We start from the raw sequence: 16,546 nt of genomic DNA on the forward strand, positions 1-16,546 counted from the left end.
ATCAAGGCCGGCGGCCGGACGCTCCCGGGAGGACCACGTCGGGGTCCAGGACGACCAGGTGCTCGTCGGCGTACGCGGTGCCCAGCCCGGCACCGGCGAGATGCGATTCGAGGACGAGGTTCTGCACGAAGCGGGCGCTGGGCGGGTCGCCGCCCGGGGTGCGGCAGACGTTGACGGCGAGGACACCGCTGGGCAGCGGGTGCTGGTCGGTGAACTGCCAGCGGACCGCGACCGCGAGGCCGCGCGGGCCGAGCTCCAGCACCGCGCCGGGGCGGCCGTCCCCGGCCTGGACGACGTCGATGCCCGCGGCCGCGAGAGCCGCGACCGTCCGGTCCCACAACGCCCGGCGGTCGCCGGCCGCAGCGACGGGGTCCGTGGAGTCGGGTTCGGCAGGCTGGTCGTGCATCCGGCGACCCTCCCCGCCGTCGGCGCTCAGCGCCGGGCCCACGTCGGGCAGGCGGGTTCGTGCCAGGTCGTGCGGACGACCAGGCCGCCTTGGGCGAGGTGTTCGCTGGACCAGGTCCGGCAGCACCCGCCGCCGCGCGGCCGGGCCGGGGCCGGCGGCCTCACGACGCGGACCGGGACGGCGGGAGCGGGCACGGTGGGCGAGGCCGGACGGCGGCGACGGCGGCGCCTGGTCATGGGTGTCGTCATGCCGGAGGCTCTGCCCACCGCGCCGCGGTGCCGAACCCCGCAACCACCCGGACGGCCCATCCCCGATTCCGCTCCAACCAGCCGCTGACCTGCGCCGACATCCGAAACTCACCGGGCGACGGGGGCGAAACTCACCAGGGTCCGGCCGCCCGGGCGCGCGAATCTCACCGGCACCTCGGGGCGGAACTCACCGCCCCGAGGCGAAACTCACCGGTGCAGGTCAGCGGCTTGCACCCGAGGCGGGGCCGGGTCAGGACCGACGCCACCAGGCGTCGGCGACCGCGGCCTCGGCGGCGGCCTGGTGGTGCTCGACGGCCTCCCGGGCCCGCTGGTCGGCGTCGGCCCGGCGGCAGTCGGCGCACAAGCCGTCGTCGCCCCAGGTATCGGCCCGCTCGTGCTCAGCCCACCGCTCGTCGGAGAACTTCGCCCGGCAGCGGGTGCAGGCCGGACGGCGCCGCTCGCGCTCCGCCTGCCGCCACTCCTTCCCCCGGGCCTGGGCATGGGCGGTCTGCTCGGCTTCGAGCAGCCGGTCTCCGTCGGGGTTGTCGAGGGCGTCGGTCAGGGAGTGCCGGCCTTGGCGGCCGTAGCGCCACCAGACGGGGCCGAGCGGGCCGGGCTCGGCCAGGAGGTCCAGGGTGGTGGCGAGGACGGGCACGGAATCGTCGTACTCGCGCCAGTCGTCCCCGGACGAGCCGCCGCCCCACGAGTCGGTCGCCGCCCTCGGCCGACCGACGTTCCGTCACCAGGCCGCCACTGGTGACATCACGACAGGCCCAAGTCCGTCCCGCATGCCGACGGGCCCTGCGTCAGCCCGCAGCAGCCTGCAGATCGACGATCTTCCGATCGATCGAGAGGGGGGTGATTGTGATGACCGGCCAGCCCGTCGATTCCCACAGCTCCAGTTCCGCAACGGACTGGATCTGTTCGACTGTCACCAGGGGCACCCTGAGGGGCCTGTCACGGTGCACCCACGTGTGTTCGGCACCGTCGCAGACGGCCGGCTCGGCGCGACCAGGCCCCCACGCCGAACTGTGGAGGCGGACCACGCGAGGACCGAAGGGGGAGGGGGCGGGGGCGGGGACGGGCGCGGAGCAGCGGTACGTACCCGAGAGGGTCACGAACCCGTTGCTGTCGACGGTCCCGGTGGAGTTGAGGAACACCGTCCCGGTGTAGGCGGTGGGCGTCGTCCCCGAGGTGGCTGCCTGGGCCGGCGAAGCGGCCCAGATTCCCGAGAGCAACGTGATGGACACAGCTGTGGACAGAGCGGCAGAAGCAGAGCGACGCAACGAAATTCCCCTCGCTGAACGGTGATTGACTTGTCTAGACCTTTCATCGAGAACGTACCAACGCCTTTGCCGGCACATCTGTGGGTCCGTCAGAAACTGCCCCGCCTACCGGGCGAGGCTGCCCGATCGGACAGACTCTCCCCGGAGCAAGGCCAGCCGCAGGCGCAGGCAGTGATGGCCCCCGCTCCCGCGAGCAGGCCCCCGCCTGGTTCGACGGCCTGGTGGAGGCCGGCGCCGGACGCGGTCCGGGCCGAGCAGTGCGCGGTGCGACGCGGGTTGCGTGTTGCACCGCGCGTCGCGTCCGGAGGTTGTCACGGGGGGCTGTCGCGCCCGGATCGGCTACAGGAGAAGGGGCCCGTCCGTGCAGGTCGCAGCACCCGACAGCGCCCCACGCGACAGGCCCCGGGCTCCGGGGTTCAGGCGGTGCGGCCCTTGGGCGGGTAGAGCTTGGCGTGCCGCACCCGGGCCTCCCACCACCGGTCGGCGGGGGCCGAGATACGGGCGGCCATCAGCTCCCGCCGGGTCGGGGCGGGCAGCACCAGCGGCCCCAGCCCCTTCGTCTCCCGGTCGCTGACGCACTGCGGGCACTCCAGCCGGTCAGGGCCGGCCTTCTCGGTCAGCTCCAGCCACGGCCCCTCCTTCCCGCCGATCGAACCCCGGCACGTCCAGCACGGGCGCAGCCGCGCGTTGGCCGCGCGGGCCGCCTCCAGCTGCTCTTCGGCCTCCCGTTCCAGCCGTTCCGTGTGTTCCTGGTCCTTCTCGTGGCAGGACCAGCAGCGGCCACCCGGGCGGCGGGTCCACTTCTGTGGTCCCTTGGGGCCGTACTCCTCGGTGCTCTCCTGGGTCGGCACGTTCCCGCAGTCGGCGCAGGCCAGGGTCTCCATCAGCTCGCGGTGGACCTGGCGGGCCTTCTTCTCCCGGGCCTTCTGGCGTTGGTTGCAGGCGGCGCGGTTGTCGGGGTTGTCCGGGGCGTCTGTCAGGGAGTGCCGGCCCCGCCCGCCGCGTCGGGCTCGGTGCCGCCGCGGGGCGCGTTGCGGGAGGTCCCGTACGGCCTGCCCTTCGTGCTCGTGGTCCCGGTCCCTGTCGACCGCATGAAGCGGCGGGGCCGGGCAGGCGCGGTGGTGGGGTGAGGTGTCCCATCGTGCGGCCGGTCAGCTTGCCGTCGGCGCGGGCCTGGGCTTTTCCGAGTCCGGGCAGGTCGGTACACCAGCGGTGTACCAGCGGTGTACGATCGCGGTATGGCTGATGCGACGATCAAGGTTTCCCCTGATACGCGTGACCGGCTGGCCGCTCTCGCGGCGGCCCGCGGCACCACGATTGGCGCCCAGGTGGCCCTGCTGGTGGAGGCGCAGCCCACCGCGGAGCAGATCGCGGAGCGCGTTGCCGAGGGCCGTCGGCTGCTGCGGGAGCACTTCGGGATGACGCTCACCGACACGGAGCTGGACGAGGGCCCGAACCTGCTGCAGCGGGTCTACGACATCGCCGCGGCGGATGCGCGCGCCAAGGTCGCCCCGAGGCGCAGCGCGTGATCATTCTGGATTCCAGCGCCCTGTCCGCGCTGGCCGCCGGTCATCCGCGCCTGCATCGGATCGTGGACTCCGCTCTGCAGAGTCCGTTCCAGCATCTGCTGGTTCCGGTGCTGTGCGTGGTCGAGGCCGAGGTGAAGGGCGAGGGTGCCGCGCACGCGGTCATGGCGCTGCCCGCGCTCGAGTTCGAGCCGCTGGATGCGAGTACCGCAGTGGTGGTGGCGACCATGGTCCGCGACGGCTACGGCGGCCCGGATCTGGCCCATGCCATCGCCACGAGCCTGCCCACCCCGGTGCGTCCGCTGCAGCACCTGATCCTGACGGCCCGTCCGGAGCTGTATCCGCCCGGGATCGCCACCGTCGACATCGACGACCCCCGCCTGGAGCCGTAGGTGGCGACGACTGGGCGCTCAAGGACCACCGGGTGCAGTACCTGTCCGACCGCGCCACCGGCATCCGGGCCCTGTGGGAATGGGCCGAGGCGGAGCCAGCGAGCGCCGATCCGCTGACCGTCCTGTCCAGGGCGGAAGTCGCCCGCGCCTTGGTTACCAGCGCTGCCCACAACACGGCGCCCGCCGTACGAGGGCTCCCGATTCCGCGTCACCAGCGCCTTCGTATCGTGTCCGCCACTACGGATGAAGGAGTGCCGCCGCTGTCCACTGACCCGCCGGACGACCCGCCGGCCCCTGCCACGGACCCGGTGTACGAGGGTGAGCAGCTCGGCCGCTGGGTGCAGGCGCAGCGGGCCGGCTGGCCCGGCCCGGAGGAGGACCAGCGGGACCTGCTGTCAGCGGTCGGCATCGAGGAGGACCAGGAGCTGGTGGCCGCCAAGGCCGCCACGGAGGCGAAGCCGGCGGTCTCCCGCGTCGACCGGTTCGCCCAGGGCCTGGCGGCGCTGGCGCAGTTCGTCGAGCGGGAAGGGCACACAGCCGTCAAGCGCCCGCACAAGGAGCCGCTGGAGACCGTGGAGGCCGGCCCCGGCGGTGAGGAGCAGGCGGTGGTGTCGCACTTCGTCCTGGGCACCTGGCTCAACAACCAGAAGGCTCGCCGGGTGAAGCTGACCCCGGGCCAGCTCGCGCAGCTCGCCGAACACGGTGTGGAGTGGGCTGGGTGGCTGGGCCGAGCGGCAGGTGCGGTTCGGCGGGCGGTGGGCCGTCGGGGGCCGGCCGCGCCAGGCCGTGCTGGTCGCCGCGTACTTCGTCACCCGGCCGGTGGTCAGCTTGCGCAGCGTCAGGAAGGACCGGGCCGAGCAGCGGTGATGCCGGTCAGCAGCACGTGGGGGCCGCACCCTGCGGGGTGCGACCTCCCCCGCTCCCCTATAGATCGTCCCGGGGCTTCTGATGCTCGTCCCAGTTTCCGAAGAAGAGCAGGCCGAACGCCATACATCGCCGCTGTCAAGCAAAGAACCCCAGTTCAGAGCCCTGGAAGCGGTCTGTTCCAGTTTTTGCGGAACACCAGGTCAGAGACCTATCAGGATGTTGAGATCTTCAAACTTCCTGGGACGACACAGTCTGCGAACACCCCGGCGTACATGCCGATCTCGTGCGGTTGCGTGATCGTCAGGTGAACTGAGATCAACTCCGCATTCACTACGTCGTCATCGAACAGGAAGCCCCCTTCGGCAGGCCGAAGGGGGCTGCGGTCCGTGTTCTCCGGGATGATCCCGGGGCTGACCCGACGGCAGGGAAGCCACCGAGAGCAGATGACCGCCGGTGGGGGCGGGACCCGGCAGGGCCCGCCCCCGGTGTCGCGTCAGGCCACCTCGGCCCGGGACGCGAGGTGGAAGGTGCAGGGTCCGCCCGCGTGGGCGACGAGTCCTCCCCCGGCGATGTCGAGGGACACGGTGGCGAGCGTCTCCCAGCGCTTGCCGAGCGCCGAGTCCGGCTGGGCGTGGCAGCACAGCTCCGCACCCTCGTCCGCGTGGCAGGTGAGGGCCTTGACGAGGTCCTCCCTGTCCGGTCCGGTGAGGGTCGCCGTGTGCTCCCGCAGGACGTCCATCCGCCGGTACGTGCTCGGGTCCTCGACTCCCATGGCCTCGCCACCGGCCAGTGCCCGGTCGACGAAGTGGTTGGTCCGCAGCAGGAAGCCGTCTTCGCGTGGGCGTAGCAGTACCGAGCCGGCCGGACTGAGTTCGATCGCCGCGGCGGTGCTCCGCCTTTGCGCGTGGTCGACGAGCGTCAGTGAGCTGGAGGCCGCCACCGGTGTGGCGGTGGCCAGTTCGACGGCCTCGGACACGCTGGTGCAGGTGTCGAGTATGCGTCGCGCCAGGACGTGTACCGGTATCCACGAGCCGGTCGGCACGAGCGACTTGTCGGAGGTGTGGCCGAGGATGTTGAAGTGCAGGCCCAGGCCCGCCGTGTTGACACCGATCTTGCCGACGATGCCGAACTCCGTCACCGCGTGCACGACCCGGCCGTCCGGGTGCTCGATGGTCCAGACGAACCAGCCGTCGCGCATGCCGTCGTGCCAGTCCCAGGTCTGCGCGGTGACCGGCGGGCGTCCGTCGGCCGGCGCGTACACGACCGTGGAGCACTCCGGGTGCTGCGTCCGGCCGAAACGGCCGAGGATCTCCGTTCGGGCGTTGAGCGCGGCGATCCGCCACAGGGGCAGGCCCGCGCCGAGTGCCATGCCGTCGATCTCCTCGGCCAGTTCCGGGGCCCAGGTGCTGATGTGCTCGAAGGCCCGAAGGCTCCAGTCGGTGACGTCCTCGGGCGTGGCGCCCGCGGCGGCGAAGAGCTGGTCGTAGAAGGCGCTGGCCTGCCCGATGCGTTCCGGGAAGGCCTTGCCCAGCTGCTGCCCGCGATCGCCGGGGGCGGCCTTGGCCGACCGGAAAACCGTAGGGGTGGTCACCATGTCTCCTCCATGGCGAGCGCCCGGCGCTCGTCCTGGCTCATTCGCCGCGGCTTCCAGCCGGGGCCGGGCACGGATCGGCGAAGCATCCGGGTGTACGGATGCTGCGGGTCGTCGAGGATGCGGGCGGTGGGGCCGGATTCCACGATCCGGCCCTTGCGCATGACGATCGCCTCCTCGCTGATCTGCCGTACGACGGACAGATCGTGGCTGATGAACAGGTAGGTGAGGCCGGTGCGTTCGCGGATGTCGGCCAGCAGGTTGAGGATCTGCGCCTGGATCGACACGTCCAGCGCGGCGACCGCTTCGTCCAGCACCAGGACCTTCGGTTCGGCGGCCAGGGCACGGGCGATGGCGACCCGCTGCCGCTGTCCGCCCGACAACGCGGAGGGCAGTGCGCGGGACTGCCGTTCGTCGAGGCCGACGTCCTCCAGCAGCCGGGCGATCCGCTCCTCGCGCTCGCCGCGGGAGGGCTTGAAGTGCAGGTCGATCACCTCGCCCAGGGCGTCGCGGACCGACCTGCGCCGGTTGAGGGATCCGTACGGGTCCTGGAAGACCATCTGGATCTCGCGCCCGCGCCGGCGCCGTTCGGCCGTCCCGGCGCGTTTCGCGGTGCGGGAGCGGCCGAGGACGGTGATGCTGCCGGATGTCGGGGTCTCCAGGCCGACCAGCATCCGGGCGACCGTGGACTTGCCGGAGCCGGACTCCCCCACGATCGCGAGCGCTCCCCCGGCCCGGACCTGGAAGCCGACGCCGTCCACGGCGGTGAAGTCGGCGGAGCCCCGGCCGTCGGGGCGGCGGACGCGGAACACCTTGCGCAGCTCGGTCGCTTCCACGACGGGAGTGTGGTCAGACATCGCGCACCTCCGTGCCGGAACGTCGCAGAACGGGCTCGATCTCTTCGCTGCGCAGGCACCTGACCCGCCCCTCGCCGGCCGGCCGCAGGGCCGGGACGGTGGCCGTGCACTGCGGCTCGGCGTAGGGACAGCGTGGGGCCAGGGCGCAGCCGGGACCGACCTCGAAGGCCGAGATCGGCCGTCCCGGGATCACTTCCAGGCGGTCTGCGGCCTGGTCGATGCGCGGCCGGGAGTCCAGCAGGAGCCGGCTGTAGGGGTGTCGGGGGTGGTCTTCGAGCGCCTGCGGCCTGCTCTCCTCGACGATCGAGCCCGCGTACATGACCGCGATGCGGTCGCACACCGCACCGGCCAGCTCCAGGTCGTGGGTGATGAACAGCATGGCGAGGCCGTGTTCCCGGCGCATCTCGTCCAGGATGCCCATCACCTCGGACTGGGTGGTGACGTCCAGCGCGGTGGTGGGCTCGTCCGCGAGGATCATCCGGGGGCGGACGGCGATCGCGGCCGCGATCACGACGCGTTGGAGCAGCCCGCCGGACAGTTCGTGCGGGTACTGGCGCATCCGGCGCGAGGCGTCGGGGATGCCGACGTCGGACAGGATGTCCTGGACGCGGGCGCGTGCCTGCCGCGGGCTTTCCTGATGGTTGGCGACCAGCGCTTCCACCAGGAAGTCGCCCACGGTCGACACGGGGTTGATGGCGGCACGCGGGTCCTGGTGGATCACCGCGACCTCGTGGGAGCGCAGCCGCCGCAGGTCCTTGGCCGGCATGGACAGGATGTCGGTGCCGTCGAAGTCGATGCGTCCCGAGGTCTCGGCCCCGTGGGGGAGCACGCGCAGGATCGAGCGCACCGTCATCGACTTGCCGGAACCGGACTCGCCGACCAGGCCGACGGCCTCGCCCGCGCCGACGTCGAGCGAGACGTCGTGCAGCACGGGGCGTCGCTCGCCGTCGACGTTCAGTGTCACGTGAAGGGCGTCCAGGCGCAGCAGGGGGCTCATGCGCGGCCTCCTGCCTTGCGTCCGCCGAGGCGTTCGCCCAGCACGCTGAACGCCGCGACGGTGATGACGATCATCAGGCCCGCGTACAGGGACTGCTGGGGGAAGCCCTTGACCAGGGAGGCCTGGCCGCTGGAGACCATCAGGCCCCAGTCGGCCGCGGGCGGCTGGACGCCGAGGCCGAGGAAGGAGATCGCGGCGAGTTCGATCATGGCGGATCCGAAGTTGATGGTGGCACCGGTGAGGATCTGGGGGGTGATGTTGGGCAGGATCTGCCGCAGGCAGATGACGAAGCCCGAGAAGCCCTGGATCTCTCCGGAGGCGATGTAGGGCAGCATGCGTTCGCGCAGGGACACGCTGCGCAGTACCCGTGCGGTGTACGGGGTGAAGCCCACCGCGAGCGCCAGGGACGCCTGGAGCAGCCCGCGGTCGTAGAGCGCGATGACGATGATGGCCAGCAGCAGGCTGGGGAAGGCGAACAGCAGGTCGAGCAGGCGGGAGATCAGGTCGTCGACGCGGCCGCCGAACCAGGCTGCGGCCAGCGCCAGTGCGGTGCCGAGTGTTGCGGTGACCGTGACGACGATGAACGGGCCCAGAAGGCTGGTCCGGGCGCCCCAGATCAACCGGGAGAGCAGGTCACGGCCGGAGTTGTCGGTGCCGAGCAGGTGCTCCGCGCTGGAGGACTGGTAGGTGGCGGCGAGGTCGACCTGCAGCGGGTCGTAGGGGGCGATCCAGGGGGCGAGGATCGCGACGAGGGCCAGCAGGGCGATGATGGCGGCGGCTATGGTGCCGGCGATCCCGACGCGCCCGACAAGGCGTCCGATCGGGTTCCGGCCCTTGGTGGGGCTCGCGGGTCGGGCGGCCTTTCCCGCGGTGGCCGCGGTGGCCGTGCCCGAGGCGTTGACGCTGTCGCTCATGAGCGCTTCCCTCCCAGCTTGAACCGCGGGTCCAGCCATGCGTAGAGCACGTCCACGGCCAGGTTGACCAGGCCGAACGCGACCACCAGCGCGAGCGCGATGGCCTGGACGACGGCGAAGTCCTTCTGGTTGACCGCGTCGACCAGCGCGGAGCCGAGACCATCGAGGGCGAAGGCCTTCTCGACCACGGTCGCGCCGGCGATCAGGGCCGCGATGTTGACGCCCACGATCGTGGTCACCGGCAGGAGTGCGTTGCGCAGCACGTGCCGCCGGACCACCAGCAAGCGCGGGAGTCCGCGGCCGATCGCGGTGGTGACGTGCTCGGAGTCCTTCTCCTCCGTGATCGCGGTCCGGGTGATGCGGGCGACCACCGCGCCCGAGGGGATGGCGAGCGCGATCGCGGGCAGGGTGAGGTGCCAGAGCCGGTCCGTCAAGCCCTCACCGGAACCGAACACGGGGAACCAGCCGAGTCGCACGGAGAACAGGTCCATGAGCAGCAGCGCGGCGAAGAACGTGGGAACGGCGAAGCCCGTGCTGGTGACGATCAGTGCCACCGTGTCGAGCCGGCCGCCGCGGAGCCCGGAGACCATGCCGACCAGCACGCCGAACACGACGATGAGCACGGCGGCGTACAGCGTGAGCAGCAGGGTGGAGCCGACACGCGGGGCGAGCAGGCTCGCCACGTCCTGGCGGAACACCAGGGACTCGCCGAGGTCGCCGCGGGCCACTCCGGTGATCCAGTCCCAGTAGCGCACCGGCAGCGGGTCGTCGAGGTGGTACTGCGTGCGGATCGAGGCGAGTGTCTCGGGGCTGATCGAGCGCCCCTGGGTGAGGAAGGTCTCCGGCCTGCCCGGTGCGAGGTAGAGCGCACCGAAGATGAGGAAGCTGGCGACGATCAGGGTCGCGGCCAGCCCGAGCAGGCGTCGGACGAGGAATCCGAGCATGGGCTGTTCCTGTGGGGGGAGTTCGCGGGGGCGCGGCCGGGCGTGGGCCGCCGCGCCCCCGGCGGAGCGTGGTGAGGGCGTGGGCCGTGGGCGGGTGGGGTTGGTGGGTGCCGCGTGCTACCGGCTCACTTGGCCGAGCCCACGGATGCGGCCCACGGGTAGTACAGGTAGACGAAGGAGGCGGGTGCTCCGGTGACCTTGTTGTTCATGAACAGCCGGGTCGAGGGGGCGACCATGGGCAGCCACGGGGTCTTGGCCATGTACCTCGTCTCGATCTGGGCGGTGAGTTCGGCTCGCTTGGTGTCGTCGCTCTCCGCGGAGGCCTGGCCCAGCAGCGCGGTGATCTCGGGGTCGGAGAACTTGTCGTAGTTCTCGGGGGAACCGGGGTCGATGTGGTTGCGCAGGAAGGCCAGCGGCTCGGGCACGTCGGAGTAGTTCGTGGTCATGAAGCCCGAGTAGCCCTTGCGGGCCTGCGCGTCGGAGAAGAAGGCGCCGTACCGCGCGCTCGGCACGCCCTTGGGCTGGATGTCCAGGCCGATCTTCTTGCCGGCGCTCTGCACCTCGGCGAGGAGGTCCTCGTAGACGGTCCGCTCGCTGGGGTAGGCGATGGTGATCGGCCCGCTGGGCTTGCCGGCCTCCTCGACCAGCTTCCTGGCGCCCTCGATGTCGACCGTGGTGGGCAGCAGCTTGTCATAGGCCGCCTCGTAGACCGCGGACGCGTAGGAGTAGCTGCCCGGAGGCACCACGGAGCGCAGGGGCGCGGCGGTGCCGGCGAAGACGGTCCTCCCGATGGCCTCCCGGTCGGTGGCCATTAGCAGGGCGGTACGCAGCCGGGGATCGGCGAAGGGGCCCTCGCCGGTGCCGATGATGGCCACCATCTGCATGGACTTGCCCAGGTAGAGGGTGCCGTTGGTGGCGTTGGACAGCTGGTCGACGGCGTCGGTCGGCACGTCGTACGAGCCGTCGATCTCGCCGGTCTTCAGCGCGTTGGTGAGGGTGGCCGGGTCCGTGATGAAGCGGAAGTCGAACTCCTTGGCCTTCGCCTTGAGCGCCTGGTTCCAGTACGCGTCGTTGCGCGCCAGCTTGATTCGGGAGCCCTTCTCCCACGACTTGAGCTCGAAGGGGCCCGTGCACATGACGCCCTTGTCCGGGGTGCCGAACTTGGCGCCGGCCTGCTGGGTGAACGCGGCCTGGGTGACGGCGCCCAGCGGTGTCGCCATGTAGTCGTTGATGACGACGTCCGGCGTCTTGAGGGTGACGGTGACCTGCAGGTCGCCGGTCTTCTCGATGCTCGCGATGTTGCCGGTGAGCATGTCCCCGGCCCAGAAGGAGCCCTCCGCGGGGTCCAGGTGGCGCTTCAGGCTGAAGACGACGTCGTCGGCCGTCATCTCCTGGCCGTCCCAGAACGTCACGCCCTTGCGGAGGTTGTACACCCAGGTGGTGGGCGTGGGGTGCTCCGCCGACTCGGCCAGTCCCGGGGTGATCGAGAAGTCGGGGTTGATCCGCATCAGGCTTTCGCAGAGGTTCGAGAGGACCTCGTTCTCCGGGTAGTTGTAGGACTTGAGCGGGTCCAGCGAGGTGGGCTCGCCGTAGGGCATGTTCCAGGTCACCCGGTCCACGTCGGCCTTGGAGGCGGGGGTGTCGACGCGCTTCCCCGCGCCAGCGCTCTGGTCAGCGCTCGATGACTGCGCCGGTTTTCCGCACCCGGCCAGCGAGATCACGCTCGCGATTGCGACGGCGACAAACGCTCTCTTGCGCACTTCCAGTCCTTCCTGGCCTGTCCCCGGGGCATGCGGCGGCGCCACGACGGGCGCACGTGAGGGTTCGCATCCAGCGGGAGTGGACAACTCAGACTGGTAGAGTCACCTACCAAAACGTTTTGGTCAATCGTTTTGGTGATATCTTTTTGCCAACATCCGGAAAGGCTGGACAAGGCGTGATGGCTCCGTCGGGGAGAGTGACGATCCGCGACGTAGCGCGGGCGGCCGGTGTGTCGGCGACCACCGTCTCGCACGTGCTCAACGGAAAGGGCGCGGTGGCGGCGGCGACGCGTGAGCGCATCCTGCGCACCGCCGCCGAGCTGCGCTACCAGGCCAACCCCATCGCCCAGAGCCTGCGCGGCGGCCGTACGGGGGTGATCGCGCTGGCCATCCGCCCGCTGGACGCCATCGGTTACACGCTGCAGGGCGTGGACTACTTCGTCCGGCTGGCCGGAGCCGCCGCGACCGCAGCGCTCGACCACGGCTTCGGACTCATGCTCGTCCCCGACCTCACGCGCAGATCCGTACCCGCCGCCATGAACCTGGACGGCGGTATCGTCGTCGACCCGTTCGTCGGCGACCCGGTCCTGGCCGAGCTGCTCGACCGGGGGCTGCCCGTGGTCTCCACCGGCCGTGACCCCGCCCGGCCCGAACACATCTGGTGGACCGACACGGACAGCCGTGCCGAGACCCGGCGCGTGCTCGACCTGCTCTTCGAACGCGGCGCCCGCCGGGTCGCCGTCGTCGCGGGCACGGATGACAACGCCTGGAACCACGACACGGTCGAGGCGTACCTGTCATGGGCCCACGAGCACGGCCAGGAGCCGATCCTGGAGCGGGTCCCCGAGAAGCACGGGGAGACGGCCGGCGCTGAGGTCGGCGGGCTGCTGCTGTCCCGCCCGAACCCCCCGGACGCCGTCTTCGCCAGCACCGGCCGCCACGCCGCCAGCATCGCACACACCGCGATCGCCCTCGGCTGGGACATTCCCGGTCGTCTTCTCATCGCCGCGGGATCGGACAGCGAGCAGACCCGGTTCGCCACTCCTGGCATCACCGCCCTCGACCTCTCCCCCGAGGCCACCGGCAGACTCGCCATGGAGCTCCTGCTCGAACGCCTGGCCGGTGAGTCGGGATCGGCGGCACCGAGGATCGTGCCCGCGACGCTGCACGAGCGCCAATCCACCGCCCGCCTGGGCTGAGGACCGCCCCGGACCCCGGCCGACCGTGCGCCGCCCGGGTGATCCGGCAGCTCTTCGCTCGAACCAGCGCCACCTCACGGCGCACGTTCATCGCCCGTCAGATCTCCCCGCTCGAGTTCGCCCGCTACCTCGGCGTCCCCGTCTCCGCCCGCACGACCCAGGCCCAGATCGCCGCCTCCGTGTGCCACACCTACAACACGGTCGGCGTACGGCTGGTGACGATCGACGAGATCCACCGCCTCAACCCGCGCACCAGCACCGGCGCCGAGGCCGCCGGCTTCCTCAAAGACCTCACCGAGCGGATCTCGGCGACATTCGTGTACGCGGGTATCGATGTCACCGCCACCGCGCTGTTCACCGGCGCCGCGGGCGCCCAGCTCGCCGGACGCGCCGGTCTGATCGACTGCGACTCCCTGCCCGCCACCGCACGCACAAGCAGCACCAGGAGCAGCCGGAACTCCGGCGGTGAAAGCGACGGGAGTGGCGGCAGCAGAGGCAGTGCCGAGGGAAGGGAAGGGAGCGGCGTGGGGGCGGGAAGCGCAAGCAGCGGGGGTGGCGGCGCGATGGTCATCCGGCCAGTCGGGACGTGCCGAAGCGATGAGGTTCAGGGAGATCTCGTCGGTGAAGGCGCCATCCATCTCCAGGAAGGGCCCGGCGAAGTGCAGGATGCCGGTGAGCGAGATCACCGCGTCGGGACGACCCGGTCCGTAGCGGAGGAAGACGTCCACTCCTCCGCCCTCCCTCGAGCTGTCGACCAGGACACGCTCGATGAAGTGGTCGTCGAGGTGTTGGTGACGGTCAGCCGGGGAGGGTACTTTCACCAGGTCCTCCACTCGGCAGTACCCCCACACCCTCAGCTCGTCCAGCGCCGCCGCCAACGCCTTGCGGCCCTGCGGACTGGAGTCCGCCATCTGCCGGCACGTCTCCCGCCAGCCGCCCGGCCGCGACAGCAGGTCCACCGACAACCCCCGCGCGGTGCAAGACAGAGCCCCTCCCGCGCAACGACGGAAGGGTGTGTGGCCGCCGTGGCGGCCGCACACCCTTCGCTGTCACTCGTCATCCGCCGCCGGCGTCACCCGCCGTCGACGCCGCCGACCCGTCCGTCCGTCAGATCGACCAGACCTGGTCCGCGAACTGCGGGATGCAGTCGTACTGGGTCAGCTTCGACCCGGGCGCGTTGTCGCCCGACCAGGCGATCGCGCACCGGTCGGAGAAGGTGTTGCGGATCTGGTAGCCGCCGTCGACCTTCTCCAGCTTCCAGACCTGGTCCGGGTACTGCGGGTCGCAGTCGGCCTGCACGATCGGGCCGCCGTTGTCCGGGGTCTGGTGGGGGGCCAGCAGGCACTTGCCGGAGTAGGTGTTGCGGATCTGGTAGGTGCCGGCCGGGGTCTTCTGGAAGTCCCAGACCTGGTCGATGAACTGCTTGTCGCAGCCGATCTGGATCACCGGCGCGCCCCACTCGGGGGTCTGCCACGGCACGTACGCGCACAGGCCGCTCAGGTTGTTGACCAGCGAGGCGGTGTGCAGCCGGGTGTCCAGCAGCCAGCCGGCGAGGTCGTCGACCCGGGTCTCCACCGCGCCGGTCCTGGTCTCGGTGGTGCCGAAGCAGCCACCCTGCCAGGAGGTGCTGTTGACGGCGACGATCTCCGCCCGGCCGTTGACCATCCGCACCGCCGGGCCGCCGGCGTCCCCCTTGCAGATGCTGTCGCGGCCCGCGGTCTTCCCGGTGACGGCGAGGGTGGTGGCGGTCGAGGACTGCACGGTGAACTGGCCGTTGTGCAGGGCGAGCGGCGACCACTCGTCCTTGGTGCGGCCGTAGCCGTTGACCGTCAGGGTCTCCCCGGCGACCGGCGCGGCGCCGAGCGGGACGGTGGGGATGCCCTGGGCGGGCTTGGCGAGGCGGGCCAGCACCAGGTCGCGGTCGGCCCGGGGGACCAGCTCGGTGACCTCGGTGACGTGGCCGGTGTTGGTGGTCGTCAGGTCGGTGCGGCCGACGGTGGCGACGGTCCTCAGCTTGGGCGCACCGGCGGCGAGCGCCAGCGGCTGGGCCGGGTTGTCGGCGAAACAGCTGCTCGCCGTCAGCACCCAGTACGGGTCGACGAGCGAACCGGTGCAGCTGCGCTGGCCGTTGCCGATGTCGAGCTTGGTGGTGTACGTGTGGAAGTTGGTGGGCACGGTGTCGCCGACGACGGCGTTGGCCGTTCCGCCGGTGAGCATTCCGCCGACGACGGCGGCCGAGGCGAGCAGGCCGGTCATCCACGCGGTGCGTGAACGGGTGCGAAGCACGAGGTGTCTCCCGGTGTCAGGGCAGGGCCGGAACTGATGTCGGGGCAGGACGGCGCGGGCCCGCCGCGGTCGCGCGGCGGGGCCCGGGAGCGTCACTTGACGGCGGTGAGGTCCAGCAGCGTGTACGGGCGGCGCTGCGGGTCGGTGGCCTCGCCGACCGGGTTCGGCTTGTTCCGCTGCAGCGCGAAGGTCTTCTCCTCGGTCTGGTCACCGGTGCCGGTGACCATGTGGGCCGTCACCGCGTAGTCGGGGGTTGTGATGCCGTAGACGTTCGGCAGCTCCAGCTTGATGGAGGCGCTGTTCCCGGTGATCTGGAAGCAGAACTTGCCGTGGCCGATCGTGTCCCGGTCGGTCATGCCGCGGGTGTCGATCAGCAGAACCCCCGGCTTGGTGGTGCCGGGGCTGGGGCAGTCGACGAGGACCATGTGGCCGTCCCCGGTGATGAGCCTGATGCCGCGGTCCGTGAAGATCTTGTCGGCGTCCGGGTAGACGAAGTCCTCGACGGCCGGCGGCGGGGTGTCGTCGGCGGTGACGACCGCGGAGCCGGCCGGAACGCCGGTCGCCGCGTTGGCGACCGCGACACCGGTGAGCGCGACGGAGCCGGCGACCGCACCGGCGACGAGCAGCTTGGGAATGGAGCGCATGGGAATCCCCCCTGGAAAGTTTCGGTTTCGGTGGTTCACGGCATCTGCGTGAATGGCTCGGCGGCCGTTACCGGAAGCATTGCTATCACGAACGGATGATGTTCCGGAAGATCGTTCAGCCGGCCGAGAGGAGAATTGTCGAACCGCAGATACGTATACGAACTCTATGGGCGGGGTGATATTCCGAACGGCCCCTTGCCGGGCGGTTACGGCTTGAACAGGTACATGAGGCCGCCCATCGCGACCGCCGCGACGGTGAAACGGATCATGGCTTCCTGGGCGAGGCCGTAGTGCTCCGGCGGCAGGCTGCCGTCCTCGGGGCGTTCCAGGACCATCCGCGCCATCTTCCTGCGGAACCCGAGCAGGCTCCCGGGAACCAGCAGGCAGGCGATCGAGTACATCGAGAGCAACAGTTGGGTCGAGTAGTCGGGCTTGGCGACCGAGGCGACGAAGGCGAACGTCGCGATGACCACCGGCATGAACGAAACGCGGATCCGGGTCGCGCGCGTCGGCATCGAAGGCACCAGCAGCGCGAGGTTGACGGCCGCGCACAGGACCGCGATCAGCCACCAGGAGGTCGTGCTGAGGTCGAGTTCGTACATGTCCACCCCTTGTCGACCGTGGGGCCG

17 protein-coding genes and 2 pseudogenes are annotated in these 16,546 nt (G+C 70.9%); 5 read left to right on the top strand and 14 right to left on the bottom strand.

All coding sequences use genetic code 11. The features are described 5' to 3' along the window. Position 1: 1 nt before the first annotated feature. From ACIP82_RS09245 to ACIP82_RS09265, 5 genes and pseudogenes are all read right to left on the bottom strand, one after another. On the bottom strand, positions 2-406 hold the full coding sequence (locus ACIP82_RS09245) for a hypothetical protein (RefSeq protein ID WP_400652401.1): 405 nt from the start codon (positions 404-406) through the stop codon (positions 2-4). A gap of 498 nt (positions 407-904) precedes the next feature. Beyond that, positions 905-1,309, bottom strand: a complete 405-nt coding sequence (locus ACIP82_RS09250; RefSeq protein ID WP_400652402.1) for a hypothetical protein — start codon at positions 1,307-1,309, stop codon at positions 905-907. Between the two features lie 151 nt (positions 1,310-1,460). Further along, complete coding sequence (locus tag ACIP82_RS09255) at positions 1,461-1,589, bottom strand: hypothetical protein (RefSeq protein ID WP_363609809.1); 129 nt, start codon at positions 1,587-1,589, stop codon at positions 1,461-1,463. A 6-nt stretch (positions 1,590-1,595) separates the two neighbouring features. Next, positions 1,596-2,018 (bottom strand): annotated as a pseudogene (locus ACIP82_RS09260) (DUF6299 family protein); the annotation flags it as partial. Between the two features lie 338 nt (positions 2,019-2,356). Continuing rightward, positions 2,357-2,824, bottom strand: coding sequence for a hypothetical protein (locus ACIP82_RS09265; protein ID WP_363609789.1), 468 nt, complete (start codon positions 2,822-2,824; stop codon positions 2,357-2,359). 354 nt (positions 2,825-3,178) lie between these two features. Between ACIP82_RS09265 and ACIP82_RS09270 the strand changes: the two genes are divergently transcribed. From ACIP82_RS09270 to ACIP82_RS09280, 3 genes are read left to right on the top strand one after another with little or no spacing between them, the layout of a single operon-like run. Next, positions 3,179-3,469 carry a hypothetical protein gene (locus tag ACIP82_RS09270; protein ID WP_363609787.1) on the top strand — a complete coding sequence of 97 codons (291 nt, stop codon included), beginning with the start codon at positions 3,179-3,181 and terminating at the stop codon, positions 3,467-3,469. Continuing rightward, positions 3,466-3,858 carry a hypothetical protein gene (locus tag ACIP82_RS09275; protein WP_400652405.1) on the top strand — a complete coding sequence of 131 codons (393 nt, stop codon included), beginning with the start codon at positions 3,466-3,468 and terminating at the stop codon, positions 3,856-3,858. Before ACIP82_RS09270 ends, ACIP82_RS09275 begins: the two co-directional genes overlap by 4 nt. 32 nt (positions 3,859-3,890) lie before the next feature. After that, positions 3,891-5,033 carry a helicase associated domain-containing protein gene (locus ACIP82_RS09280; RefSeq protein ID WP_400652407.1) on the top strand — a complete coding sequence of 381 codons (1,143 nt, stop codon included), beginning with the start codon at positions 3,891-3,893 and terminating at the stop codon, positions 5,031-5,033. Positions 5,034-5,218: 185 nt separating this feature from the next. Here the strand turns inward: ACIP82_RS09280 and ACIP82_RS09285 are convergent, their stop codons facing one another. The 6 genes from ACIP82_RS09285 to ACIP82_RS09310 all read right to left on the bottom strand — a co-directional run bounded on the left by ACIP82_RS09285 (position 5,219) and on the right by ACIP82_RS09310 (position 11,788). Continuing rightward, positions 5,219-6,319, bottom strand: a complete 1,101-nt coding sequence (locus ACIP82_RS09285) for a C45 family autoproteolytic acyltransferase/hydolase (RefSeq protein WP_400652409.1) — start codon at positions 6,317-6,319, stop codon at positions 5,219-5,221. After that, positions 6,313-7,173 carry an ATP-binding cassette domain-containing protein gene (locus tag ACIP82_RS09290; protein ID WP_400652412.1) on the bottom strand — a complete coding sequence of 287 codons (861 nt, stop codon included), beginning with the start codon at positions 7,171-7,173 and terminating at the stop codon, positions 6,313-6,315. Before ACIP82_RS09290 ends, ACIP82_RS09285 begins: the two co-directional genes overlap by 7 nt. Beyond that, entirely contained in the window at positions 7,166-8,170 is a 1,005-nt protein-coding gene (locus ACIP82_RS09295) for an ABC transporter ATP-binding protein (RefSeq protein WP_363609777.1), read from the bottom strand. Before ACIP82_RS09295 ends, ACIP82_RS09290 begins: the two co-directional genes overlap by 8 nt. Beyond that, positions 8,167-9,084, bottom strand: a complete 918-nt coding sequence (locus ACIP82_RS09300; protein ID WP_400652415.1) for an ABC transporter permease — start codon at positions 9,082-9,084, stop codon at positions 8,167-8,169. The genes ACIP82_RS09295 and ACIP82_RS09300 overlap by 4 nt, the downstream gene beginning before the upstream one ends. Then, a complete protein-coding gene (locus tag ACIP82_RS09305) occupies positions 9,081-10,028 on the bottom strand; it encodes an ABC transporter permease (RefSeq protein ID WP_363609773.1) in 948 nt (315 codons plus the stop codon). The genes ACIP82_RS09300 and ACIP82_RS09305 overlap by 4 nt, the downstream gene beginning before the upstream one ends. Before the next feature lie 125 nt (positions 10,029-10,153). Beyond that, positions 10,154-11,788: an ABC transporter substrate-binding protein gene (locus tag ACIP82_RS09310; protein WP_400652418.1), complete on the bottom strand. Its 1,635-nt coding sequence runs from the start codon at positions 11,786-11,788 to the stop codon at positions 10,154-10,156. 197 nt (positions 11,789-11,985) lie between these two features. Here ACIP82_RS09310 and ACIP82_RS09315 point away from each other — a divergent pair, with 197 nt between their 5' ends. Together ACIP82_RS09315 and ACIP82_RS09320 are read left to right on the top strand one after the other, a co-directional pair. Next, positions 11,986-12,987: a LacI family DNA-binding transcriptional regulator gene (locus tag ACIP82_RS09315; protein WP_400652421.1), complete on the top strand. Its 1,002-nt coding sequence runs from the start codon at positions 11,986-11,988 to the stop codon at positions 12,985-12,987. A 113-nt stretch (positions 12,988-13,100) separates the two neighbouring features. After that, a pseudogene (locus tag ACIP82_RS09320) lies at positions 13,101-13,409 on the top strand (TniB family NTP-binding protein); the annotation flags it as partial. A 685-nt stretch (positions 13,410-14,094) separates the two neighbouring features. On the opposite strand, the gene ACIP82_RS09325 reads toward ACIP82_RS09320, so the two are convergent. From ACIP82_RS09325 to ACIP82_RS09335, 3 genes are all read right to left on the bottom strand, one after another. Beyond that, on the bottom strand, positions 14,095-15,273 hold the full coding sequence (locus ACIP82_RS09325; protein WP_363609767.1) for a trypsin-like serine protease: 1,179 nt from the start codon (positions 15,271-15,273) through the stop codon (positions 14,095-14,097). 92 nt (positions 15,274-15,365) lie between these two features. Then, a complete protein-coding gene (locus ACIP82_RS09330) occupies positions 15,366-15,917 on the bottom strand; it encodes a hypothetical protein (protein ID WP_363609765.1) in 552 nt (183 codons plus the stop codon). A 206-nt stretch (positions 15,918-16,123) separates the two neighbouring features. Then, on the bottom strand, positions 16,124-16,519 hold the full coding sequence (locus ACIP82_RS09335; protein WP_363609764.1) for a hypothetical protein: 396 nt from the start codon (positions 16,517-16,519) through the stop codon (positions 16,124-16,126). Positions 16,520-16,546: the final 27 nt, after the last annotated feature.

Source organism: Kitasatospora sp. NPDC088548 (assembly GCF_044753005.1).
Classification (GTDB): domain Bacteria; phylum Actinomycetota; class Actinomycetes; order Streptomycetales; family Streptomycetaceae; genus Kitasatospora.